General features: G+C 58.1%; 19 protein-coding genes. 2 read left to right on the top strand and 17 right to left on the bottom strand.

Annotation, left to right across the window (positions count from 1 at the left end; genetic code table 11):
- Positions 1-44: 44 nt before the first annotated feature.
- The 8 genes from ACR0L9_RS16865 to ACR0L9_RS16900 all read right to left on the bottom strand — a co-directional run bounded on the left by ACR0L9_RS16865 (position 45) and on the right by ACR0L9_RS16900 (position 10,116).
- Entirely contained in the window at positions 45-1,289 is a 1,245-nt protein-coding gene (locus ACR0L9_RS16865) for a molybdopterin molybdotransferase MoeA (protein WP_480896197.1), read from the bottom strand.
- Positions 1,282-1,767 carry a plastocyanin/azurin family copper-binding protein gene (locus ACR0L9_RS16870; RefSeq protein ID WP_170513830.1) on the bottom strand — a complete coding sequence of 162 codons (486 nt, stop codon included), beginning with the start codon at positions 1,765-1,767 and terminating at the stop codon, positions 1,282-1,284. Before ACR0L9_RS16870 ends, ACR0L9_RS16865 begins: the two co-directional genes overlap by 8 nt.
- Before the next feature lie 14 nt (positions 1,768-1,781).
- Positions 1,782-3,986 (bottom strand): HEAT repeat domain-containing protein, encoded by a 2,205-nt coding sequence (locus ACR0L9_RS16875; protein WP_480896198.1) that lies wholly within the window; start codon positions 3,984-3,986, stop codon positions 1,782-1,784.
- Positions 3,987-4,129: 143 nt separating this feature from the next.
- Positions 4,130-6,811, bottom strand: a complete 2,682-nt coding sequence (locus ACR0L9_RS16880; protein ID WP_480896200.1) for an arsenate reductase (azurin) large subunit — start codon at positions 6,809-6,811, stop codon at positions 4,130-4,132.
- Between the two features lie 13 nt (positions 6,812-6,824).
- Positions 6,825-7,394, bottom strand: coding sequence for an arsenate reductase (azurin) small subunit (locus ACR0L9_RS16885; RefSeq protein WP_170425700.1), 570 nt, complete (start codon positions 7,392-7,394; stop codon positions 6,825-6,827).
- A 5-nt stretch (positions 7,395-7,399) separates the two neighbouring features.
- Complete coding sequence (locus tag ACR0L9_RS16890) at positions 7,400-8,584, bottom strand: cytochrome c peroxidase (RefSeq protein WP_170625463.1); 1,185 nt, start codon at positions 8,582-8,584, stop codon at positions 7,400-7,402.
- Between the two features lie 11 nt (positions 8,585-8,595).
- A complete protein-coding gene (locus ACR0L9_RS16895) occupies positions 8,596-9,699 on the bottom strand; it encodes a cytochrome c peroxidase (RefSeq protein ID WP_170398482.1) in 1,104 nt (367 codons plus the stop codon).
- A 162-nt stretch (positions 9,700-9,861) separates the two neighbouring features.
- A complete protein-coding gene (locus tag ACR0L9_RS16900) occupies positions 9,862-10,116 on the bottom strand; it encodes a BolA family protein (RefSeq protein WP_170398480.1) in 255 nt (84 codons plus the stop codon).
- 107 nt (positions 10,117-10,223) lie between these two features.
- Here ACR0L9_RS16900 and ACR0L9_RS16905 point away from each other — a divergent pair, with 107 nt between their 5' ends.
- Complete coding sequence (locus ACR0L9_RS16905; RefSeq protein WP_170398478.1) at positions 10,224-10,847, top strand: DnaJ domain-containing protein; 624 nt, start codon at positions 10,224-10,226, stop codon at positions 10,845-10,847.
- A 33-nt stretch (positions 10,848-10,880) separates the two neighbouring features.
- On the opposite strand, the gene dld is transcribed toward ACR0L9_RS16905, so the two are convergent.
- The 3 genes from dld to ACR0L9_RS16920 all read right to left on the bottom strand — a co-directional run bounded on the left by dld (position 10,881) and on the right by ACR0L9_RS16920 (position 15,825).
- Positions 10,881-12,563 (bottom strand): D-lactate dehydrogenase, encoded by a 1,683-nt coding sequence (gene dld / locus ACR0L9_RS16910; protein WP_480896202.1) that lies wholly within the window; start codon positions 12,561-12,563, stop codon positions 10,881-10,883.
- 14 nt (positions 12,564-12,577) lie between these two features.
- Positions 12,578-14,644, bottom strand: a complete 2,067-nt coding sequence (locus ACR0L9_RS16915) for a TRAP transporter large permease subunit (RefSeq protein ID WP_480896204.1) — start codon at positions 14,642-14,644, stop codon at positions 12,578-12,580.
- A gap of 128 nt (positions 14,645-14,772) precedes the next feature.
- A complete protein-coding gene (locus ACR0L9_RS16920; protein ID WP_170398473.1) occupies positions 14,773-15,825 on the bottom strand; it encodes a TRAP transporter substrate-binding protein in 1,053 nt (350 codons plus the stop codon).
- A gap of 330 nt (positions 15,826-16,155) precedes the next feature.
- On the opposite strand from ACR0L9_RS16920, the gene ACR0L9_RS16925 reads away from it, so the two are divergent.
- The gene (locus ACR0L9_RS16925; protein ID WP_170398471.1) at positions 16,156-16,929 is read left to right on the top strand and encodes a FadR/GntR family transcriptional regulator; all 774 of its coding nucleotides are present in this window, start codon (positions 16,156-16,158) and stop codon (positions 16,927-16,929) included.
- Between the two features lie 55 nt (positions 16,930-16,984).
- On the opposite strand, the gene ACR0L9_RS16930 is transcribed toward ACR0L9_RS16925, so the two are convergent.
- From ACR0L9_RS16930 to hisD, 6 genes are all read right to left on the bottom strand, one after another.
- On the bottom strand, positions 16,985-17,746 hold the full coding sequence (locus ACR0L9_RS16930; protein ID WP_170513804.1) for a hypothetical protein: 762 nt from the start codon (positions 17,744-17,746) through the stop codon (positions 16,985-16,987).
- Positions 17,747-17,890: 144 nt separating this feature from the next.
- Positions 17,891-18,484 carry a GNAT family N-acetyltransferase gene (locus ACR0L9_RS16935; RefSeq protein WP_480896206.1) on the bottom strand — a complete coding sequence of 198 codons (594 nt, stop codon included), beginning with the start codon at positions 18,482-18,484 and terminating at the stop codon, positions 17,891-17,893.
- Complete coding sequence (locus ACR0L9_RS16940) at positions 18,477-18,875, bottom strand: ketosteroid isomerase-related protein (RefSeq protein ID WP_170398462.1); 399 nt, start codon at positions 18,873-18,875, stop codon at positions 18,477-18,479. The genes ACR0L9_RS16935 and ACR0L9_RS16940 overlap by 8 nt, the downstream gene beginning before the upstream one ends.
- A gap of 2 nt (positions 18,876-18,877) precedes the next feature.
- Positions 18,878-19,330 (bottom strand): arsenate-mycothiol transferase ArsC, encoded by a 453-nt coding sequence (locus tag ACR0L9_RS16945; RefSeq protein ID WP_170398460.1) that lies wholly within the window; start codon positions 19,328-19,330, stop codon positions 18,878-18,880.
- Positions 19,331-19,333: 3 nt separating this feature from the next.
- Positions 19,334-19,813 (bottom strand): UPF0262 family protein, encoded by a 480-nt coding sequence (locus ACR0L9_RS16950; protein ID WP_170398457.1) that lies wholly within the window; start codon positions 19,811-19,813, stop codon positions 19,334-19,336.
- A gap of 98 nt (positions 19,814-19,911) precedes the next feature.
- The gene (gene hisD, locus ACR0L9_RS16955) at positions 19,912-21,213 is read right to left on the bottom strand and encodes a histidinol dehydrogenase (RefSeq protein ID WP_480896208.1); all 1,302 of its coding nucleotides are present in this window, start codon (positions 21,211-21,213) and stop codon (positions 19,912-19,914) included.
- Positions 21,214-21,251 lie beyond the last annotated feature (38 nt).

Here is a 21,251-nt window from a genome sequence, read left to right on the forward strand (position 1 = left end):
TCGTTGACCAAAGAATTTGATACCTCAAGCGCATCGGGATCAATCTAGAATCGAAGGAACTCCAGAGCTTCTCCGGCTGGCAGCTTCTCAGTTTCTGCCGGAATAATTACCAGACCATCGGCCTGTGCAAGAAGGGCAACGCGCCCGCTGTAAGACTCGGCCATCAGGCGCAAACGCGGTGCGCCATTCGGTGTACATCCGTCGATGCTTACCGGGCGGTACTCACGCCGCCCCGCGCGGCGTTGAAGAGGTTCTGCCAAAACCGCCTGCTCGGGGGTGCGTTCGTTCCGATGCAGACCGGCACGGCGTTCCATCATCCGCGCACCAATGATCTGCCACGTCACAAAGGCCGAAACCGGATTTCCCGGCAGGCCCACATAAAGCGCATCACCCTGACAACCGAACATGATCGGCTTACCAGGTTTCATCGCCACTTTCATCACCTCGGTTTCGCCACCGATTTCACTGAACAGGCGCGGCATGTGGTCTTCGTCCCCGACCGAAACACCGCCCGTGGTGATGATCAGGTCCGAGCTATTACAGGCCTCCCTCAAGACCTGCTTCAACAGCACCGGATCATCTTCGACCGGGCCTCGGTCGGCTAGTTCGATCCAGGGTTTATCCAGCAAAGCCAAAAGCATGTAGCGGTTCGAGTTGTAGATCTGTCCGGGGCCAAGCGCTTCACCCGGCTGGCGAAGCTCGCTACCGGTCGAGAAGATCGTGACCTTGAGCTTGCGATAAACCTTCACCTCGCCATAACCAGCCGAGGCCAATGCGGCGGCCTCACGCGCAGTAATTTCACACCCGCGCCGCAGGATCGGGGCACCAGCTTTCAAATCCTCGCCCGCGCGACGGATATGCTGACCGGATTTTGGACGGCGGTTGAACCGGATGCGATCGGACTGTAACTCACAGTCTTCCTGCATTAATACCGCATCGAACTCGGACGGCACCGGCGCTCCTGTGAATATACGCAAGGCACTGCCATCCGGCGCATCGTGTGCGCCGCTATCACCGGCGGCTATGCGCCCGCCAACTAGCAGTTCGAACACAGGCCCCTCGCCCAGATCGGCGCTGCGAACGGCATAGCCGTCCATGGCCGAGTTATCGAAGGCGGGCATGTCTACATTGCTAGCGCAATCCTCGGCCAATATCCGGCCAATGGCCTGCACCAGCGGCAGTGTCTCGATATCCGTGATGGGGTTGGCCACGGACAAACCGCGCCTTAGGGCGTCATCTACGGTCAGGTACATATGAGCATGGTGGTCGCAGGCACATCCATCAGCCATTTTGGGCCTCCATATACGCAAAGAGCTCTTCGAAACCGACCCGCTCGGCCTCTCCAAGTTTAGGTAGGTAGGCCTTGGCTTCTTCGAGATTCGAGCTTGGATCACCAACTACCAGCAGCATGACCATTCCATGACGCCCATGAACGCGGCAGCGGATGCCGTAGACTCCCTCTTTCTCGAAAGTCAGATCCAGTTCGGGTTTGCCCCGAATCTCGAAGACGCGCGCGCCCACGGGTATCATTCGAGGAATGGCAGTGACCGTGTGCCGCCCGGTCGAGCCTTTGAAACGCACAGTCGCTCCAGCGGGAACCTGCAGGAATTTGGGTTCGAACCGAAATGCATGCGCCGGAGTGTCGGCGTTCAGGTCGATGACCTGATGAACTACGGCAACTTTGGGGATCTCCTCGGCCAGTGCGACACTACCGAAAGCCATTGCCCCCGTTAGAATCGCCGCGCCTAGTTTCAGCGAAATCGCCATCTATCCCTCCGGTTTCAGACCGCCCGGTAGGGGTCTCCCAACAGGTCGGCCAAAGCGCTGATCAACACCGGCCACTGGGCGCGGCGGTTCTCGTCGCGCAATCCGGCCAACAATTCGCGCCCAATGGACACCAAGGCAGGGGTGCTGTCATTGACATAGGTCACGATCCGTTGCTCAGGATTGGCCAGAAGGAAGGGTACGATGGCCGCACCTGCCTGATCCGGGGCCGTTTCAGACAAAAGCCGCATCGCCGCCTGCCGTACCGGGGCCGAGACATCGTCCAGCAAGCTGCGCGCCACATCGGCCGTCCCGTCCCAGCGGGTCAAAATCTGCATGGCGTCGATACGAAAGGCAGTATCTCCGGTTTTCAGCATAGCCCGCAATTTGCCCCGCAGCGCATCCTGCGGTGGCAGGTCAGCCTGTTGCAGCAGGTTCAGCGCCTGCAGGGACAGATTGGCATCGGTATGCGAAAGCCCCTGTGTGATCAGCTCGATCAAATGCGACTGGTTCAGTTCGGACCCGTTGCGCGCGACCGACAAGCCCAGTGCCGCCAGCGCCTGCGCAGCGATCTCGGTCTCGGGGTCCTGCGCGATCTGCGCCAGCATGATCTGCATACCTGTGACGTCGCCCAGCAGGCGGATGGCCGAAATGCGGGTCTCACGCTCCAAGGCTTCGGCATTGTCATCCAACGCCACGCGGCGGCGTTTGGGATGGCGGGTGGCCTTGACCAACAATGCCTGCTCGCGTGGAGTCAAGGGGTGCAGGTCATCATCCTCGGCCTCTTTCTTCATCTCTGCCGCGATAGCGTCATGGCCAAGGATCGCGCCGAGGCTGGAGGTAGGGCCGTTTTCACCACCGTCGGATACATCCAGCCCTGCCTCTTCCAGCGCGGCGATGTCGGTTTGCGGGGCCTCTTCCTCGTGCGCGTCTTCGACCACGCTCATCGGGACGAGCGCGAAGGACAGCAGCAATTCGCGGCCCTGCTGCTGGTTCACATGCGGGCGGTGGGTGTCAGTAACAATCATCGCCACTGACGCAACTGCTTTCAGCCGCACCGACCGAAAAGGCGAGCGGCAGGCGCGCTGCAACCACTCTGCCGCCTCGAGCAAGGGCGAGGTCGCCAGCGCGTCTACGATCGCCCATTGCAGACGCTCGGCCTTAAGGTCATCGGCATCGACCGAAAACAGCGCGTTCAGCCGATCTGCCACCAGTTGCGGGGCCAACGCCGCCAGCAGGCCCAGCGCCTGCGCCGAGACCTCGGGCTGTTGTCCGGTTGCGAGGAAATCCAGCACCTGCCAGCGCAGGTCGTCTTGATCAACGATAGGCCGGCTGCGGTCTAACCGGTCAATCAGCGCCAGTTGCACCTTGGCGCCGGGGTCGCGCATCATGCGGTCCAGCAGTTCGGGTTCCGAGAAGCCCGAGAGGTTCAGCGCCGCGATACGAATATCCTCGATTGCGTCGGTCAGCGCCTGTTCGACCAATGCGGGGTCGCTTGGCATCAGCGCCTCATAGGCGATCAGACGCACGGCCCCGTCCTTGTCGGTGACAGCCTTGCGCAAAATGGCTTCGGCCTCGGGTCCTCCGATGGTGGCCAGCGTGCGCAGAGCGCGGTGACGCAGACGGCGGTTCGAGGATTGAGCGAACACACCCAAGGTCGGCACGGACGGCGTACCGATCTGGCCCAGCGCTTCGCAGGCCACATCCCCCAGTTCTTGCCCGTCTTCGTCCATCAGGGCCATGACAATGGGTTCAATCGCAGCCGCATCGCCCATGCGACCTAACGCTTTGATCGCCGCGATCTGAGTATCCAGCCAGTCGTCCCATTCATCCTGATGCAGCTCGTCCTCGTCCCACGTGATATCCTCGCCGCGTCCAGTGACGAGGGTGCGCAGGTACCGCGTGGCGTCCTTGGCGTTCAGCTGTGCTAAGGCGGTGACGCAGGCCAGTTTCACCTCACCGCAGGGATCGTGGATCAGGTTTTCCAGCAGTTGCGGCGCGGCCTCCGTTACGCCCAGCGCGCCCAGCGCTTGGGCTGCGTCTTGACGGACGTCTTCGTCATCATCCAGCAGCGCCTCGACCAAGGCCGGGCTGTTGGCCGCCCCAATGGCGGTCAGGGCCTGAATGGCGCGCAGGCGGATCACGTCATAATCGGATTTTGCGTAGTCGGAGAACAGGCTGGTGGCCTCGTCACGCAGGGCGGTATCGGAATGCATGTTCATATCAGGTCTGCCATGTTTTGCGTTGGGACGGGTTGGGTAAAGTGGAAGACAGGTTTCCCAACCGAAGCCTGCCTTCCAGGTGGTCCCTTCTGCAGCGGGACCGGACCCGAGGGGCGGCATGGCGTCCGCCCCCCGGAAAAGCGTCAGGCGATGTCGCGCGGCGCGAAGGACATCGTGCGAAACGAGGTCTTGTAGGGGCTCGGCCCCAGCTTGCGGACCTTGGCAACGCCCATCTTGTAGTTGTAGTTGCCGCTGATCCAGTCGACGATCCGGCCCTCAAGCGCGTTGGCGGGCTGCTGCATGTGCAGGAAGTCCATGTAAACGACGCTTTTCTTTATGGCGGGCGTAACCATGGCCACGGCGGTGATCGCCGCTTTGGTCAGTTCGATATGCCCGTTCTCCATCAGTTTCGAGAACTGGAAGTCGTCGCCTTCCACACCGAGCAGCGTGTGCTTGTTACCCGGAACGCGCTCCGAATAGACCATCACATAGTCGCCGCTTTCGATGCCACGCTCAGCCGCATCGTCGGGGTGAATCTCGATCCAGTTCTCCGGCCAGCGTTGCACGATATACGGGCGGCGGCGGTCGTCGAAACCGGACTGCCAGCGTTCATTGATCCGACCGGATGTGGCCCACAACTCGCCTTCGTCCTTGTTGGGTTTCAGCCATTCCCAGTAATCCGAGAACAGGCCCCACGGCGATTTCTGGATGTTGCACTTGCCGGTCTGGCTGTTGAAGTGCGTCAGCTTCTTGTTGAATACATCCGCACCAGCCGCACCGGTATCAGGCAGCGTGCGGGTTGTGTCATGCAGACGCTTGGTTTCAATCAGCGTGACACCGTCGGCATCCAGCATGACCGGGCATTGCACGCCATCGGTGCCGAACTCACGGACCTTCTGGTGCAGACCTTTGCCCTCTTTCTTGGCCAGACGGTAGACCGCGTGGAAGTCCTTGCGCGACCCGCGCGTAAAGCGCACGGCCTCTTCGGCAACCTCGTTCGAGTTCTGCCAGTCGAACCCGTCAAAGCCCATCCGCTGTGCCAGTTGCGCAATGATCCACCAGTCGGGCTTGGCCGCACCGGGCGCATCATAGAACTTCTGATAAAGGCGCAGGCGGCGTTCGCCATTGGCGCGCAGAAAGTCCTCTTCGCCCCAGGTCGCTGCAGGGAACACGATGTCGGCATAGCGGTTGCCGATCGGATCCTGCAGATAGATGTCCTGGTTGATCACCACCATGCCACCGCTGTCGGCGCGGGCCTTCAGCGTGTCGATCATTTCTTGCTTGTCGAAAGACGCAATCTGATGCGGGTTGCGGACGGTCAGTTCCTCGAACTTGTCAGCCAACTGTTGCGAACCACACATCGCCTGAATCCATGTGGTGCCGATCACATGGGCCATACGGGTATGACCTGCGATCAGATACCGGTCGGTATCCATGGCGCGGCGACGGCGACCGGGCAGCTTCTCGGGCGATTTGTTGCGCGGGTATTTCCCGCCCTTCACGCCGCCCCGCTGATGCCCACCGGCCCGGCCAATTACCTGACCCGGACGACCGCCACAGCCACAGATGATGCCCAGCGCGGAGATCGCCTGTGTGTTGCCGGTGTTGTTCGACCAGTAGAACCCTTTCTCGATCATGACCGAGGTTTTGGGCCGGGTGCCATCCGCCTTGGGTTTGGCCAGCCATTCGGCGGCAGTATAGATTTTCTGCTCGTCGATTTCGGCCTTAGCAGCAGCGGTTTCAGGCGCGAATTCGTCCTGCGACAGCAGCCACTCTTTCCAATCCTCGAAGCCTTGGGTCTGGAACTTGCCCCAGGTCGTACGCCACTGCCATGGCGTGTTGCGCGTACCCTGACCGAAGCCCGACGAGCTTTCCCACTTGTTGTTGACCCATTTCTTGATCCAGTCGCTGTCTTCCCAGCCATTTTCCACGATGACGCGGGCGATGGCGTTGACGACCAGAAGGTCGGTGCCGGGCAGAACGTCGATATGCAGGCCACCCATCTTTTCAGCATGGGCCACACCGGCAGACCGGCGCGGGATCAGATAGATCTCTTTCTGACCGTTCTGCATCCCCTTCATCATCCACTGGGTATAGAGGATAGTCTTGGTCTCATACGGGTCGGTGCCGCAGACCAGAAGGGTTTCCGCATCGCGCCAGTCCTCATACGACGGGCCGAAATTGTCGAAACCCGCATCCCGGAAACCGGGGGTCGAGGTGACATCGGACGGCGTGTCGTGGAAGGTAAAGTTCGCGGTGTTGATATGGCGCAGCGCGTATTTCGAGATCGCATAGGTGTTCTCGATATACTGATAGCTGAAGGTTTTTACGCCATAGGCATTGGTACCGTGCTTGGCGATCACGTGGTTGCCCACCTCAGCCGCAACATCCAGCGCCAGATCCCACGGAACCGGCATCAGCGTGCCATAGATTCGCATCAGCGGCGTCTTCAGACGGTCACGAGTGGGCGTCTGCGGGTTGTAGCATTTCTGCGCGATACACCCGCCCCGCAGAGAGCTGTCGCCGTCGGTGTTGACGTATTGCGTGTCCTTGTCGGGGATGATCACAACGTGGTGCGGCTGACCTTTGTGCAGGACGATATTGTGTTGGTTCGGCGCGACCCAGGCACCCAGCGGTGCAACAGGGAAATCCTCGCCAAACGCGTTTTCGTCCGCGGTGGGGCCGCCGGGTTTGGCCGTCACGGGCCAGCGATAGACTTTGTAACCACAAGCCACGATGCAGTAGTCGCAGGCGGTCGAGATGACCTCGGCCCCTTTGGGCGGCAGCGGAACGTTGGTTTCGGGTACGTAATACGGGGTTGCCATGATTCCGCTTCCCTTATGCAATGAGGTTGTCGTAACGGCCGTAGATCAGGCCGAACATGCCAACGGCGTAGATATCGTCACCATCCAGTTCCAAAAGGACCTGTGGCAACGATTGGTAGGCCTGCCCCGAGACGAGGATGCCGTGCCGTGTCACGTCATAGGTGGACAGGTGCAACGGGCACGGGCCCAGCACCTTATGTTCAGGCTTGTAGCTGTCATACATCGACCCGCCCTGGTGGGTGCAGGTGAGGTTGAAGGCCACAACATCCTTTTGCGGACCAATGCCGCCGCCGCTTTCCACGCCGGTTTTCACAAGGATCGAGTCCGAATAGTCGCCCTCGTCCGGGTAGTAGAACTCGACCGGCACATCCTGTTCCAGTTCGGACAGTTTGCCGATCAGCTTGCGCGGATAGGTCGATACCAAAGCGGGCACCTGTTCCGCCTGGCCATGGCGGGTGGGCATGGTCACCATCACGGCAAAGGTGGTGGCACCCGAGGCGAACAGGAACTGGCGGCGGTTCACGGTGCAGGCCTTTTTGGCCTCGCCCGAACAGCTGCATCCGGTTGCGTTATGATCTTTCATGACGCTTACTCCTCTGCTGCCGCGGGAAGCGGCTGGTAATCCGGCAGATCAGGTTCTTCGACCAGAATCTCGTCACCGGACAGGGATTTCAGGAAGGCCACCAGATCCGCTTTTTCCTGATCATTCAGGCCAAGGGGTTGGATCAGCGGAGATTTATTGGCCGAGAACTCATTCTCGCCGCCGCCCTGGTTGTAGAACTCGACCACATCCACAAGCGTCTCCAACATGCCGTTGTGCATGTAGGGTTCGGTATAAAGGGTGTAGCGCAGGCTTGGCGTGCGGAACTTCCCCTTGTCGGCCTTTTCCTTGGTACGGAAATAGAAGCCGGGGTCGTCCTTGGTGTGGCGGTACATTTCTTCGGTCGAGCCTTTGGCGTAAAGCTCATACCGGAAGGTCACTTGCGCCAGACCATCGTCCTGCCAACCGTCATAGGCGGGCACACCGGTGTTGTAGTATTTTTCATCCGACAGCAACGCACCGTTATGGCATTCGGAACATTGCGCCTTGCCGGTAAACAGTTCCAGCCCGCGTTTCTGTTCGTCGGTTAGCGCCGCATCATCCCCGCGCAGATAGTTGTCGAAGGGCGTGTCGGTCTGAACGATGGTCCGTTCAAACGCTGCGATGGCGCGCCATGCGTTGCTGATGCGCGGCCATTGATCGCCGAAGACATCGTTAAAGCGTTCGACATATTCGGGGACAAAGGCCAGACGGGCCTCCATCATGTCGGCCTCGCCGTTGCCGGCGACCGCACCGCCTGCGGCGGATTTGGCCTGGCTCTCAAGGCTTTTCGAGGAACCTGCCCAGAACAGCTTGCCGTAATAGGCCGAGTTCACGATGGTCTGGCTGTTGCGCCAGTGGGTCGTGCCCGGATAGCCGAACGAGATCGGTGCCTCGACGTCCCAGCCGACATCTGGCATGTGACAGGCCGAACAGGGCGTCGACGGATTCCCGCCAAGACGGGCATCAAAGAACAGCATCTTGCCCAGTTCGATCTTGGCGTCGGTTTGCGGGTTGTCCAGCGGGATCGGCGGCTCACCCAGTGCCACCAATGGCGCATCGGGGTCGGGGTCTGCCCCGCCGATACCGGCCTCAATCTCCATGCTGGTTTCTGCAAAGGCTTGCGAACCAAGGGCGGCAACCAGAGCAGCGGTGGCGATTGTACCTGAAAGGTAAGACTTAAGGTCTTTCATGGGTCCACTCCTCAGTTTGTCGCGTCTTGCCAGTTTTCGATCGGCGCATAGTCCGTATCGATATCCTCGGCGACGAAGTCGGGGCCGGTCAGCGGGTCGCCGGACAATGTCTTCAGGAAGGCCACCAGCTGCGCTTGCTCGGTCTCGTTCAGGTTCAGCGGCTTGATGCGCGGATCCTTGTTTTCATCGTCGCCGCCACCGGCGTTGTAGAAGGCCACCACGTCTTCGAGCGTCGCAATCGAGCCGTTATGCATATATGGCGCGGTATAGGTCAGCTCACGCAGCGTGGGGGTCATGAACGTGCCGAAGGTATCGGCGGTGTGAGTGCGGATATACGCACCGGGGTCGGCGCGCAGGTTCATGTAATTCTCGACGCCGAGGAACTTCATCATGGTCACAAAGGTGATGTGACGTTCCGGGGTCGCCCAGATATCGGGGTTGTCGCCCACGCCGATATTGTGCGGCAGATCATCCGTGAACCGCTCGCCCGAGTGGCAGGAATTGCAGCCGCTGGCATTGAACAGCTCATAACCCGCCTTGGCTTCTTCCGACATCTCGCCTGTATCGAACGGCGCGCCGCGCGAAATCAGCGTTTTCAGATATTCCGGGATGGCGTTACGGACCCCGCCGTTCGACGGCTCGCCAAATCCGGCGGCTTCGAACATCTCGACATAAACCGGATCTTGCTTGATGCGTTCCTGCATCAAACGCATATCCATGTTCATCGAATATGTCTCGGTGATGCTTTCGCGGGTCGCGTCGTTGAGGTTGGTGCCAATGCGCCCGTCATGGAACCACGCGGCGCGCTTGGCGCTGTTAATCAGCGTCGGCACGTTGCGGAAATGCAGGCTGCCTGCATAGGCATCCGATAGGGCCTGCCCGTCGGTAAAGCCGTTTTCCGGCTGGTGGCAGCTGGCGCAGGACAGTTCGGTGTCGCCAGACAGGCGCGGGTCAAAAAACAAACGTTTGCCAAGTGCCGCCTTGGCTTGGTCGAACTCAATGGCTTCTACCGGGCCCGGCTGTTCCGCCTGGGCATGGTGAACCGGGAACGCAACACCCACCGACAGCAATGAAACTGTCGACAGTGCCGAGAACCACGTTCTGGCTTTGGTCATCATTTAAAAAGCCCTCATTATCCGCAAATCTGATCGCTCCGGTTAACCGGAGATCGACGAGGCGAATATTAAAGGGTCATGTATCGCGATGCCTTGATCGAGATTAAATCCGCAGAGAATTGGCGACGTAATCGTCGCTTATCTGAACCAAGGCCGCGACTGTCAGACGTCGATATCCAGAGCAAGCGCATGGATACGGGGGACTATATCCCCCAATGCCGTATGTACTGCGCGATGGCGGGCAACGCGGGATTGCCCCTCGAAAGCCGCAGAACGAATAAGGACGTTGAAATGACTCTCACCGCCCTCCTGATATCCAGCGTGACCACGATGGCTCTCGCTGTCGTCAACCACCTCCAGCTCACGCGGGTTAAATGCTGCCTGCAATCGTTCACGGATTTCGTCGGTCACGCTCATTTTTATGCTCAACGGCAAATAAATTGCCGTCCCCCTCTTCTACTTTCGGCTGCTTAGATTAAACTGCTGCCTCCGAGTCGAAAAGATGCCTTCGTGAGGTTGTGCAGATGGTAAAGTCAGATCCCTTCGGATTCGATATGTCCGTGTCGAGCGCTAAGAAAAAGAAGCCGCGCGGCCGTCGGGGTATGTCAGGTGCGTCCGAAACTTCGGTGCGAATCTGTGATCATGAGGGCTGTGAAGAACCCGGTAAGTTTCGCGCGCCCAAAGCTCCGGACGTGCTGGATGATTTTTTCTGGTTCTGCCAGCAACATGTGCGCGAATATAACCAGAAATGGAATTTCTTCGACGGCACCACCGAGGCCGAACTGAACGCGCAGCGTTCGAAGGACAAAGTGTGGGAGCGTGAGACCAAACCGATGGGCGACCCTGAGGCCCGTGCCTGGGCACGTCTGGGGATCGAGGACCCGCATCAGGTTCTAGGCGAAAACGCCACCAAAAATCCCGGCCGCGCCAATTCCGGCGGTCGACGCCTGCCGCCGACCGAGCGCCGCGCGATTGAGATCCTCGAAGCGCAAGATAGCTGGTCGAAGGCAGAGATTCGCAAAGCCTACAAGAAGCTGATCAAGGTGCTGCACCCGGATATGAACGGTGGTGACCGATCTCAGGAAGAGCAGTTGCAAGAGGTCGTCTGGGCCTGGGATCAGATCAAGGACAGCCGCAGCTTCAAGTAGTATCCAACGGATACGGGTCAGCAGCGTTCCGTCTCACGAATAGTGCTTGTTGCGGGACATCTTTCCGATTCCCGGGTTCATACTGTTCGTGGGATCGATCGACTTGTAGAAAGCTGCCAGATCGGGTTTGGCTGCATAGAGATGGCCAACATTATGTTCCGCCGGGTATTCAGCGCCGCGTTTGTCCAGCAACTTTAGCATTGCGGCCTTCAACGCGTTCGGGTCTGCGCCTTTCTTGACGATGTAATCCTGATGCAGAACATGACACATGAAGTGGCCATAGTAGAGCTTGCCGACCAGTTGATCCGCGATCTCAGCTGGCAAGTCTTCGAACCAGTCGACGTCATTGCGGCGCAGCGCGATATCTAGGGCGATGATATCTTCCACTTCGGCTGCATGAACCTTCATATAACGAATGGCTGCACCTGCGGCAGCAAAACGATGTAACCCAGCGATCTTTGCCTCACGCAGGTCGCATTCAAAGAAATCCAGCTTGTCTTCGGCAGTCATGTCATTGAGTAGATCGCGCGCTTCATCGATACCGCCATCGCGCATTTTGAGTATCAGGTGATGCGGATACCGATCCCGATAGGCCCGCATCCGGCGCGGCAGGATATCGGGCCAAAGTCGCATCGCGAACTGCATGAAACGATCGGTAAAATTGCCGAGAACCGGAATGCCTTCCAAACGCGCGTCCACCGCGCCCTTCAGCGCAAAGAAAGTGGGCAAACGGTCGGTTCCCAACTTGTCAATCATCACCATGGTGTCCTTGCCATAGCGGTCAGAGATATCGAATACCTCCTCATGCATGTATTCAGCGCTGACCGGCAGGGTTTTGAAGTCGGACAGGATGCGACGGCGCAATTCCGTGAATACCTCGGTGTCATGCGCCCCGACGTAGAATGTACGTTCTGCTTCGTTCTTGGCATATGTATCCAGCCGAACCGCAAAAACCGCCAGTTTACCCGCGCAGCCCGCTGCTTCGTATAGACGCGACTTATCAGCGTTAAAGCGTGCTGGCGTTTCAGCATCTACATTACGCACCCGACGGGCGTAATCGGTGTCAGAGGCTTTGCGATTGTCGGTCTCGATATCAGTTGCTGAGAAATCACCGTTCTGCAGCCGGGTCAGGATTTCTTCGGGTGTATCACCCAACTGCATGCCCAGATGATTGACCAACTCAAGCTCGCCGTCCTGAGTGATCCGCGCGTACAGTGACAGCTCGGTATAGGAGGGGCCGCGCTCGACCAGCGAACCGCCCGAGTTGTTGCACACCCCGCCAACGACTGAGGCACCGATGCACGAAGATCCGATCACCGAATGCGGCTGGCGGCCAATCGGGTCCAGCAGCTTTTCCAGCGCAAACAGTGTGCTGCCCGGAAAGCTGATGACCTGCTTGCCATCATTGATCAGATGCAGATCGTCCATCCGCCGCGTGTTGATCAACACTACATCACGATCGTAGCTGCCCTTGGGCGTAGACCCTTCGGTCAGGCCGGTATTGGCGGCTTGCATGATGACAATTTTGTCAGCGGCAACACAGGCCTGCAGCACCTGCCATTGTTCCAGCAGCGTAGCGGGCTGAACCACCGCGAGCGCGTCCCCTTCACCCGATCTGAACCCCCGGCGAAAGCGGCGGGTGCTGCGCGACGAAGTCAAAACGCGCCGCCGCCCACAAATGGCCTGAAGACGCTTGATCAGATCGGCATCGTTCATCCCGCTACCCTCCGTTAATACGCGACCGAGGGCAACCACGTGGCCAGTTGCGGCCACAAGAAGACAAAGAACAGGCCGGTCAGCTGCAGGATCACGAATGGGATAATCCCTTTGTAGATGTCAGTCAGCTTGATCTCGGGCGGGCAGACCCCTTTCAGATAGAAAAGCGCAAATCCAACCGGAGGTGTCAGGAAAGAGGTCTGCAACGTCACCGCCACAAGGATTACGAACCACACCAGCGCAGGTTCATCGATGACACCGAAGCCGTCGATATCCAGGCCCAGCCCGTTCACGATGGGTCGCATCAAGGGCAGAACGATGAGCGTGATCTCAATCCAGTCCAGCACGAAGCCCAGCAGGAAGACGATGAACAGGATCATGAAGACAGTGCCATTTGGGCCGAGCCCGGTACCGTGGATCATATCCTCGATCAGCGCGTCGCCGCCCAGTTCGCGCAAGACATAGGAGAACACCGTCGCACCAAGGAAGATCGCGAAAATATAGGCGGTGGTGTTGAACGTTGCTTTCAGCACATTCACCAGCTTGGCCAGCGTCAGCTTGCGATATCCCAGCGCCAGCAGAGTGGCTCCCAACGCGCCCACGCCCGAGGCTTCGGTCGGTGTGGTCAAACCCGCGAAGATCGAGCCCAGCACGGCGAGGATCAGGGCCAGCGTCGGCAAGACTGCAATCAGCACGTCCTTGACTGCGTTCCAGTCAGGACGGGTTGCGCCTTCGGGTACTGGGGCCACGTCGCGTTTGATCAGGGCGATGACAAAAATATAGGTCAGGTAGAGCGCGCCAATGATCACGCCGGGGAACACTGCAGCCATAAATAGGTCGCCGACCGATAGCGCCATCTGGTCCGCCATGATGACAAGCATGATCGACGGCGGGATGAGGATGCCCAGCGTGCCTGAAGCGCTGACCACACCGGCGGCCAATGAGGGGCTGTATTTCTGCTCCATCATCGACGGCAGCGAAAGCACGCCCAGCAGCACCACCGAGGCTCCGATAATGCCAGTTGAGGCGGCCAGGATGATACCGATCATTGTCACCGTGATCGCCAGCCCGCCGCGCACCGTACCAAACAGGCGCTGCATCGAGGTCATCAGACGCTCGGCCACACCGGATTCGTCCAGCATCAGGCCCATGAAGATGAACATCGGCAAGGCCACCAGAACCGCATTTGACATGGTGGCATAGACCCGGTTCACCACCGCGCCCAGCGTCAGATAGTCCAAACCGGTCAGAGTTTCCTCAAGCCCGGTCCAATTCATCATGCCGTTGTCGAACAGATAAGCGAGCCCGCAATATGCGACCCCGACCCCGGCCAGCGTCCATGCCACCGGGAAGCCGGTGAAAAGCAGCGCGATGAAGGTCAGGAACATCGCGATGACCAGTTTTTCCTCAGTCGTTTCCACCAGGAAGGTCAGCGCGGTCGCCACCACAGCAAAGCCCAACAGCGCCCAGACGATCAGACGCAGGCCCTTGCCTTGCCGTTCCTCGTCGAGATTGACGATCAGGGCGTGCACGTCGTGGATCAGGCGGGCCCCAGCTGCCAAAGCCAGCAGAATGAAACTAGCCGGGATGACACCTTTCAAAGCCCAACGCGCAGGTAGACCAGTAGGGCTGTCCGAGGATTCATTGACGCGCCAGCTTTCGTAAAAATAGTCATACCCCTGATCGATCATCAAATAGATGAACGGCACCAATAGGGTGAAGATTCCGATGATCTCGATAATCCGCCGCGCGCGCTGGCTGAGCTGCATGTGCAGCAGGTCCACCCGCACATGGCTGTCGGTGACCAGCGCATAAGAAATGCCGATCATCGTCACCAACCCATAGAAATGCCACTGAATCTCATCCAGCTTGGGATAGTTCTGGTTCAGCAGATAGCGCATCGCCACTTGCGAAACGATGGCCGCAACCAGCAGCAAGTTGGCCCACATGACCACATGACCCACCGCCTTGACGCCGTTGTCGATGGCAACGGCCAGTTTCTGGCGATCGGGCTCCCCATGCTCAAGGATGCTTTCATAGACTTCAATCGGGTCGTCCTGATGACGCTGTGTCTCGGCCATGGTCTCCTCCTCAAGAGTTTGGCGGTGGGGACGTGAATGCGCCCGGAATGTTTGGGAAAATGAAGAAAATCAGAGTTGTACGAGGGCGGCGGAAGGAAGCCGCCCCCGGATAATCGCAAGTGGCAAATTTACTTGCGGGGGAGGAATGCGTTCTCTTTCCAGACCGCATAACCGTCACGGAATTCGTTCATGTCGGCCAGAACCTTGGCAAAGAATTCGTCATTGGCGGCCTGTTCTGCGGCAACCTCTTCCCAGGTCGCGCGGAAGGTCGACAGCATCTCGTCGTTCCACTGCTTGATCTGAACACCATTGTTTTCAACGTTGTCCAGCAGCGCAGCGTGTTGGATCGCCTCACCTTCGGCAAAGCTGTCAGCCATCGAAGCCTTACAGGCATTTTCGATGATCGCTTTGTGCTGATCGCTGGCTTCGTTCCAGACGTCCTTGTTGATCATCAGTTCAAACACCGTCGCTTGCTGGTGCCAGCCGGGGAAGTAGTTGTACTTGACCAACTTGTGGAAGCCGAGACGCGCGTCGATCGCAGGCATCGAGAATTCGGTCGCATCAATTGCGCCTTTTTCCAGTGCCGGGAAGATTTCGCCGCCGGGCAGCAGTGACGTCGCCACACCCAGCTTCTGCATCACTTCACCGCCCAGACCGAAAAAGCGCATCTTCAGGCCGTTCAGGTCTTCGGGGCTGTTGATCTCATTCGCGAACCAGCCCGAGGTTTCGGGGGCGATGATTGCGCAGGGAATGACATGGACGTTGAAACCGGCCTGATCATACATCTCCTGATACAAGCTCATGCCGTTGCCATAGTAGAGCCACGCCATGTATTCGCCCGCCTCAGGGCCAAACGGAACGGCCGAGAACAACGGTGCAGCCGGGATCTTACCCGCCCAGTAGCCGGCAGTGGTATAGCCCGAATTGATCTTGCCTGAAGACACCGCATCCAGAATTTCAAACGGCGGGACCAGCTTGCCCGGTTCGTAAACCTTCATCTTCAGCGTGCCGCCGGACATCAGGTCCAGCTGTTCGGCCACGCGCGGGATCGGCGAGCCGAGGCCCGGTAGAGCGGTTGAAAACGCGATTGGGGTCTTCAGCAGCATCTTATCCGCCGCATGGGCAACCGGGGCTGCCAGCAGCGAGGCCGCAACGGCAAGCGATGTCAGGGTGGTCTTCATGGGTTCTCCTCCAAGGTAAAGATCAGCCGGTGGTCTGGCTGTCACTCTCGCCGCGAGCACGGCTTAAGTGGTAAATATTGTTTACCTTGTAATTCAGTCAACAATTTTATTTACCAATTTGGCTACACCGCGGTGGTGTGGCTCTTAACCAAGATTGACCTTTCATAACATAGAATTTTCGAATAATTTTGCGATACTCAATAAAAACAAATGCTTATACGCGCAGCGAGCATCCGTATTTTTGGGTAGTTTTTCTTGCAATGTCGAAAGCTAGTGGTAAATATTATAAACAACTTCGACGATCTTTAATCTAACTACCGGACAGGAATTATGAGCACGAACAGCCTCTTTGATCCCGTTGGTCACGAATCAATTGCCGATGCTGTCGTTGCACAAATCGAGACAATGATTGTTGATGGAATCCTGAAAGAGGGTCGCAAAATCCCGTCTGAACGGGAGCTTGCGGAAGCCCTAGGCGTTTCACGCCCCAAGCTGCGCGAAGCACTCCAAATCCTCGAAAATCGCGGCTTGGTGACCGTGCGACATGGCGAGGGCACCTTTATCGCCCCACTGACCGGTCGTGCCATGTCGCCCGCCCTTCTGTCTCTCTATGCCCGACACGGCAGTGCTTTCTACGATTATCTTGAATACCGGCGCGAGCAAGAGGCCTTTGCCAGCCGCCTCGCCGCACAGCGCGCTACACAATCCGACAAGGAACGGATTGCTGAAATCATCGATGAAATGCAGCGAGCCTGGAAGAATGATGATCAGGATGCCAGTGAAGAGGCTGATTTTCGACTGCACGCCGCCGTTGTCGATGCGAGCCAAAACACGACCCTTATCCACATGATGGCATCCATCTATGACCTCACGCGCCAAGGCGTGTTCTACAACCGCCGCTTCCTGCGCTCGATGGACGGCACGGGTGAAGCACTGCTTGATCAGCACAAGGCAATCGCGCAGGCCATCATCGACGGCGACCCGGACCGCGCAGAAACCGCTGCACGCACGCATATGGATTTCGTCGAGGATTCATTTCGCGTTGGACAAGAACAACAAGCTCGCGAGATCCGCGCAGCAAAACGGCGGCAGTTTTCGGATTGAGGTCAAAAACAGAGGCGTATTTTTTGTTCTAAGGAAAAGTCTCCCGCACGACGTACTAAGTCTTGGCTTTGCCTTTCTCGACCGGTTCTCGCCTCAGGCACTTTTCCAAGTCTACTTCCAATGCACTGAGGTTTATGTCTCCAGCTCGCAGAGCGTCCACCTCATTGGCTCCTTGCCTCGTCAAACCAAGGTTTTTGAGCAACGTGTTCCAGTCCGGTACGTCCCGTTTCAATCCCGCGCGCAGCAAAACCTCAATTTTTCGAATGTACCAAAGGGTCAGAGAAGACACACGAATGTCTGGTGGAGTGTCCACAGGTACATGGGCGGCAATCGCAGCGCTTGCGCACGCCATTGACTCGGATGCCACGTAGAAAGCCTGCGCCGCGCTGTTAGGGTTTACGTATTTAACGCCTTCATTGATCAAAGCTCCACCGGCCAAGACCAAGGCCAGGTCTTTCCCTGAGATCGAGGCCGCACTTCCAAGCGCGGCACCGCCTGCTACAGTGATCAGTGCCGCCGCTGTCAGGTCCCGATTGCGCGCTGCTTCGTCGCCCAGCCTTTTGTAGGCATCTGAAAGTTGCAGCGCATAATACGACGTACGAATAGGACCGCGTTCAAGCAACAGGCTTGTGGACTGAAATGTTTTTGGTGCCGTTTCAAACGCACCCCCGATCCCTACAGCGTGCTGGATAACGTCTCCCGATGTATTCGACAGCACGGTTTGCTCGGCATTAAAGGCCCTGTTCTCGTAGGCACAACCGGTGATCAAAGTCAGCGGCACCAAGGCCGGAATCAGGCGATTGAAAACGGATTTCATCAAATTTCCCCATGAAAACGCGCAATTGAATAAGTGAAACTATACAATCACAGGGTGTTTCAGGCAAATTCGGCCGCACATGTCATCGCCAACTCACAATGCCACAACCCGTTTCAAACACCCGGCGCGACGCGCATGGATGGATTATAAATCCCGAATCCAGAATTGAAGCGGCTTTTGGGTTTCGCAATCGTCGCCTCGATCCTTCCACGAGAATTGCGCCACGACGCCAGGAAGTGGCGCATATCCCCGCGCGCGCCAGAAGGCATCCAACGGGCGGTAATGATCTGGTCGCATGGGGTGGTCGTCAGGGCGTACTACACTGCAGAAGGCGCTTTTGGTGAATCCCATCGCATGGGCGTGGGCTTCACGCAGATCAAAGAACGTATGGCCTGCGCCCTGCCCGCGATACCCCGGCAGCAGAACCGATTCTGCGCAATAGAAGATATCGCCCAGCGATAGGCCCGAGCCTTCGAACGCGGCCGCGAAATCGTCGGCGTGATCCGTCAAGGGCGCACCCGTCGAAGCACCCACCAAAGTTTCACCGTCGAACGCTCCGACAACGATGGCCCTGGCGCTATCGACGTAAGACTGCAGGTATTTCCGCTCATACTTCAGATCGCCATCATAGAGATATGGCCAGGCGTGAAATACGTCGATCCGCAGGCGCGCGACTTCATCCAACGCGTCGACCAATGTCGATCCGGTCATTGCGCGGACCTGCGAAATCTCAGCCATTCGAGACCTGTTTGGTCCAGTCCGCAAGGTTGTAGAACGTGGTCACGCGGGTGATCTTCCCGTCGTTAAGGTCAAAAAACGAACCCGCAGGCAAGCGGTAGGTCTGCCCATACGCTTCTGGCAGACCTTCATCAGTTTCCAGATAGGTTCCGTTGACGATGAACTCAGCCGCAGCACGGGTACCGCCTTCGGCCTCGAAGATCACGATATCCGTCAGGTTCTCGCGGTAACAGCGGTTCATATGCGCGCAGAAGGCGGCAAATTTCTCTTTGCCGACGCGAATCTGACCTTCGTTGACATGATGGGCCACGTCATCCGACAGGCAGGCCAGCATGCCATCTACATCACCGGCATTGAAAGCATCAAAATAAGTTTTCACGGTCGGGTTCATGGTCACTCCGTCGGTTCGCCCCAGCGGTCTTTCAGATGCGCGATGATCTGATCTCGGGTTTGTCGATAATGACGTAGCTTGTCCTCGCGGGTTTCACCTAGTCCGGTAGGGTCCATAATTGGCCAATAATCGACATCGAGGTGAAAAAACCGCGTCAGTTCCAGCGCCTTTCGCTGACTGGCGGGTGACAGGGCCACGATCAGATCAAATGAACTGAGGTCATCGCCCCATTGCTCCATTTCGTCAAAAGAACGCGAGCGGTGACGGGACAGCTCAACGCCAATCTCCTGACAGGCTGCGATGCAGAACCCATCGATCTCAAGATCGTTATGCACGCCAGCAGATTGCACATAGGTGCCGGTGCCGTAAAACTTCTTCATGATGCCTTCGGCCATGGGTGACCGAACCGAATTGTGGTCGCAACAGAACAGAATGGACTGCGGCAGAGGCGTCACCCGTTAGCCTCCAAAATGAAGGACGCAGATGAGCGTAAAAAGGCGGCGGGCAGTATCAGTATCAACCTCAGCTTTGCCTTCCAGCCTTTCCTGTAACACGCGGCTGCCTTCGTTGTGGATGCCGCGCCGAGCCATATCGATCGTTTCGATCTGGCTGGGCGGCAGTGTTTTCACCGCATCGAAATAGCTCTCGCAGATCTGAAAATAGTCTTTTACGACCTGCCGGAATGGACCAAGCGACAGATGAAACTCAGCCGCCTTCTCGCTGGCTTCGGTGGCGATATCGAAAACCAGTCGCTTATCACGGATTGATAGCTGCACATGGTAGGGCCCGTCGGGGATCATCCGATCGTCGCGTGCTGGCAGCGTGAACGAGTTGTCTTCAAGCAAATCATATATGGCGACCTTCCGCTCCTGCTCGATCTCCGGTGTCGGCGGGGGCAGATTTCGGTCGTCCAGTTCGATATGCGAAATACGGGTCATCTTAACGGTCACAATCCTTGCGTCTGCACAGACCTATAACAACGATTTTCATTGAGCAACGTACAGAAGCGCCATGAGCGCCAAGTCATTGCGTCACTTCAGCCATTCAGCCGGTTAAGGCGCGCCGAAACGGACAGGCCATGCGCTTCGAGGCTTTCGGATTGCGCAAGCGTTTCAGCCGCCGGGCCGATGGCGCGCAAAGCTTCGGGTGTCATCTGGCTGAGCGTTGTGCGTTTGAGAAAATCCATCACGCTAAGGCCAGACGAAAAGCGCGCCGAACGCGCTGTGGGCAGCACGTGATTGGGGCCGCCGACATAATCGCCAATGGCTTCGGGCGTGTACTGGCCAAGGAAAATGGCACCGGCATGGATCGTTTGCTGGCTTAACGCCACCGGGTCGGCCACGCAGAGTTCCAGATGTTCGGGCGCGATGCGGTTGGACAACGCGGCAGCCTCGTCCAGATCGCGCGCAGTGATTACGGCACCAAAGTCGCGCCAGCTGGCCCGGGCGATGGCGCGGCGTTGCAGGGTCTCAAGACGTTTTTCCACCGCTTGCGTCACGGCTTGACCAAATTCTGCGTCATCCGTGATCAAAATGGACTGGGCGCTTTCGTCATGCTCGGCCTGGCTGAGCAGGTCCAGCGCGATCCAGTCGGGGTCATTATCCTTGTCGGCGATTACCAGAATCTCCGAGGGGCCCGCGATCATATCGATGCCGACTTTGCCAAAAACCCGACGTTTGGCAGCGGCGACAAAAGCATTGCCCGGCCCGGTGATCTTGTCCACCGGCGCAATCGTATCGGTGCCATAGGCCAAAGCGGCCACAGCTTGCGCGCCGCCGATGCGATAAATCTCATCCACGCCCGACAGTTGTGCCGCCAGCAGGACCAGCGGGTTTGCCTGACCCTCAGGTGTGGGGACGACTATGGCCAACCGGTCTACGCCCGCCACCTTCGCAGGTATTGCGTTCATAAGAACCGACGACGGGTATGAAGCCAATCCGCCCGGCACATAAAGCCCCGCAGCCGACACCGCCGACCAGCGCCAGCCGAGTGTTGCGCCTGCCTCATCGGTCCACTGATGATCCTCGGGCATCTGCTTTTCGTGATATGCACGAATGCGTTCTGCTGCCAGTTCCAACGCGGCGCGGTCCTGGGGCGTGACCTGCGCGACGGCCTCGGCAATCTCATTGGATGAAAAGGCCATGGTCTCGGGCGTCAGCTCCAGCCGGTCGAATTTCGCGGTAAGTTCGATCACCGAAGCATCACCACGGGTCCGCACATCATCGATGATCTGCGCCACAACCGCATCCACGTCGGGGCTGTCCTCGCGCTTGGCGGACAACAGCGCCTGAAATGCAGGTTCGAAATCGGCGGAGGTCGTATCGAGGAAAACGGGCATGTGAGAGACTCCGGAAGCGTTTCAACGGGTCTTATCGC

The sequence above is a fragment of the Ruegeria sp. I3 genome, assembly GCF_056532525.1.

What these genes read in the sequence shown, in the direction of transcription:
- ACR0L9_RS16885 (WP_170425700.1), bottom strand. Translation starts at nt 7,394, where the DNA reads ATGAAAGATCATAACGCAACCGGATGCAGCTGTTCGGGCGAGGCCAAA.
- ACR0L9_RS16935 (WP_480896206.1), bottom strand. Translation starts at nt 18,484, where the DNA reads ATGGCTGAGATTTCGCAGGTCCGCGCAATGACCGGATCGACATTGGTC.
- ACR0L9_RS16940 (WP_170398462.1), bottom strand. Translation starts at nt 18,875, where the DNA reads ATGAACCCGACCGTGAAAACTTATTTTGATGCTTTCAATGCCGGTGAT.
- dld (WP_480896202.1), bottom strand. Translation starts at nt 12,563, where the DNA reads ATGAACGATGCCGATCTGATCAAGCGTCTTCAGGCCATTTGTGGGCGG.
- ACR0L9_RS16930 (WP_170513804.1), bottom strand. Translation starts at nt 17,746, where the DNA reads ATGAAATCCGTTTTCAATCGCCTGATTCCGGCCTTGGTGCCGCTGACT.
- ACR0L9_RS16875 (WP_480896198.1), bottom strand. Translation starts at nt 3,986, where the DNA reads ATGAACATGCATTCCGATACCGCCCTGCGTGACGAGGCCACCAGCCTG.
- ACR0L9_RS16895 (WP_170398482.1), bottom strand. Translation starts at nt 9,699, where the DNA reads ATGACCAAAGCCAGAACGTGGTTCTCGGCACTGTCGACAGTTTCATTG.
- hisD (WP_480896208.1), bottom strand. Translation starts at nt 21,213, where the DNA reads ATGCCCGTTTTCCTCGATACGACCTCCGCCGATTTCGAACCTGCATTT.
- ACR0L9_RS16880 (WP_480896200.1), bottom strand. Translation starts at nt 6,811, where the DNA reads ATGGCAACCCCGTATTACGTACCCGAAACCAACGTTCCGCTGCCGCCC.
- ACR0L9_RS16920 (WP_170398473.1), bottom strand. Translation starts at nt 15,825, where the DNA reads ATGAAGACCACCCTGACATCGCTTGCCGTTGCGGCCTCGCTGCTGGCA.
- ACR0L9_RS16865 (WP_480896197.1), bottom strand. Translation starts at nt 1,289, where the DNA reads ATGGCTGATGGATGTGCCTGCGACCACCATGCTCATATGTACCTGACC.
- ACR0L9_RS16950 (WP_170398457.1), bottom strand. Translation starts at nt 19,813, where the DNA reads ATGACCCGTATTTCGCATATCGAACTGGACGACCGAAATCTGCCCCCG.
- ACR0L9_RS16890 (WP_170625463.1), bottom strand. Translation starts at nt 8,584, where the DNA reads ATGAAAGACCTTAAGTCTTACCTTTCAGGTACAATCGCCACCGCTGCT.
- ACR0L9_RS16900 (WP_170398480.1), bottom strand. Translation starts at nt 10,116, where the DNA reads ATGAGCGTGACCGACGAAATCCGTGAACGATTGCAGGCAGCATTTAAC.
- ACR0L9_RS16870 (WP_170513830.1), bottom strand. Translation starts at nt 1,767, where the DNA reads ATGGCGATTTCGCTGAAACTAGGCGCGGCGATTCTAACGGGGGCAATG.
- ACR0L9_RS16905 (WP_170398478.1), top strand. Translation starts at nt 10,224, where the DNA reads ATGGTAAAGTCAGATCCCTTCGGATTCGATATGTCCGTGTCGAGCGCT.
- ACR0L9_RS16925 (WP_170398471.1), top strand. Translation starts at nt 16,156, where the DNA reads ATGAGCACGAACAGCCTCTTTGATCCCGTTGGTCACGAATCAATTGCC.
- ACR0L9_RS16915 (WP_480896204.1), bottom strand. Translation starts at nt 14,644, where the DNA reads ATGGCCGAGACACAGCGTCATCAGGACGACCCGATTGAAGTCTATGAA.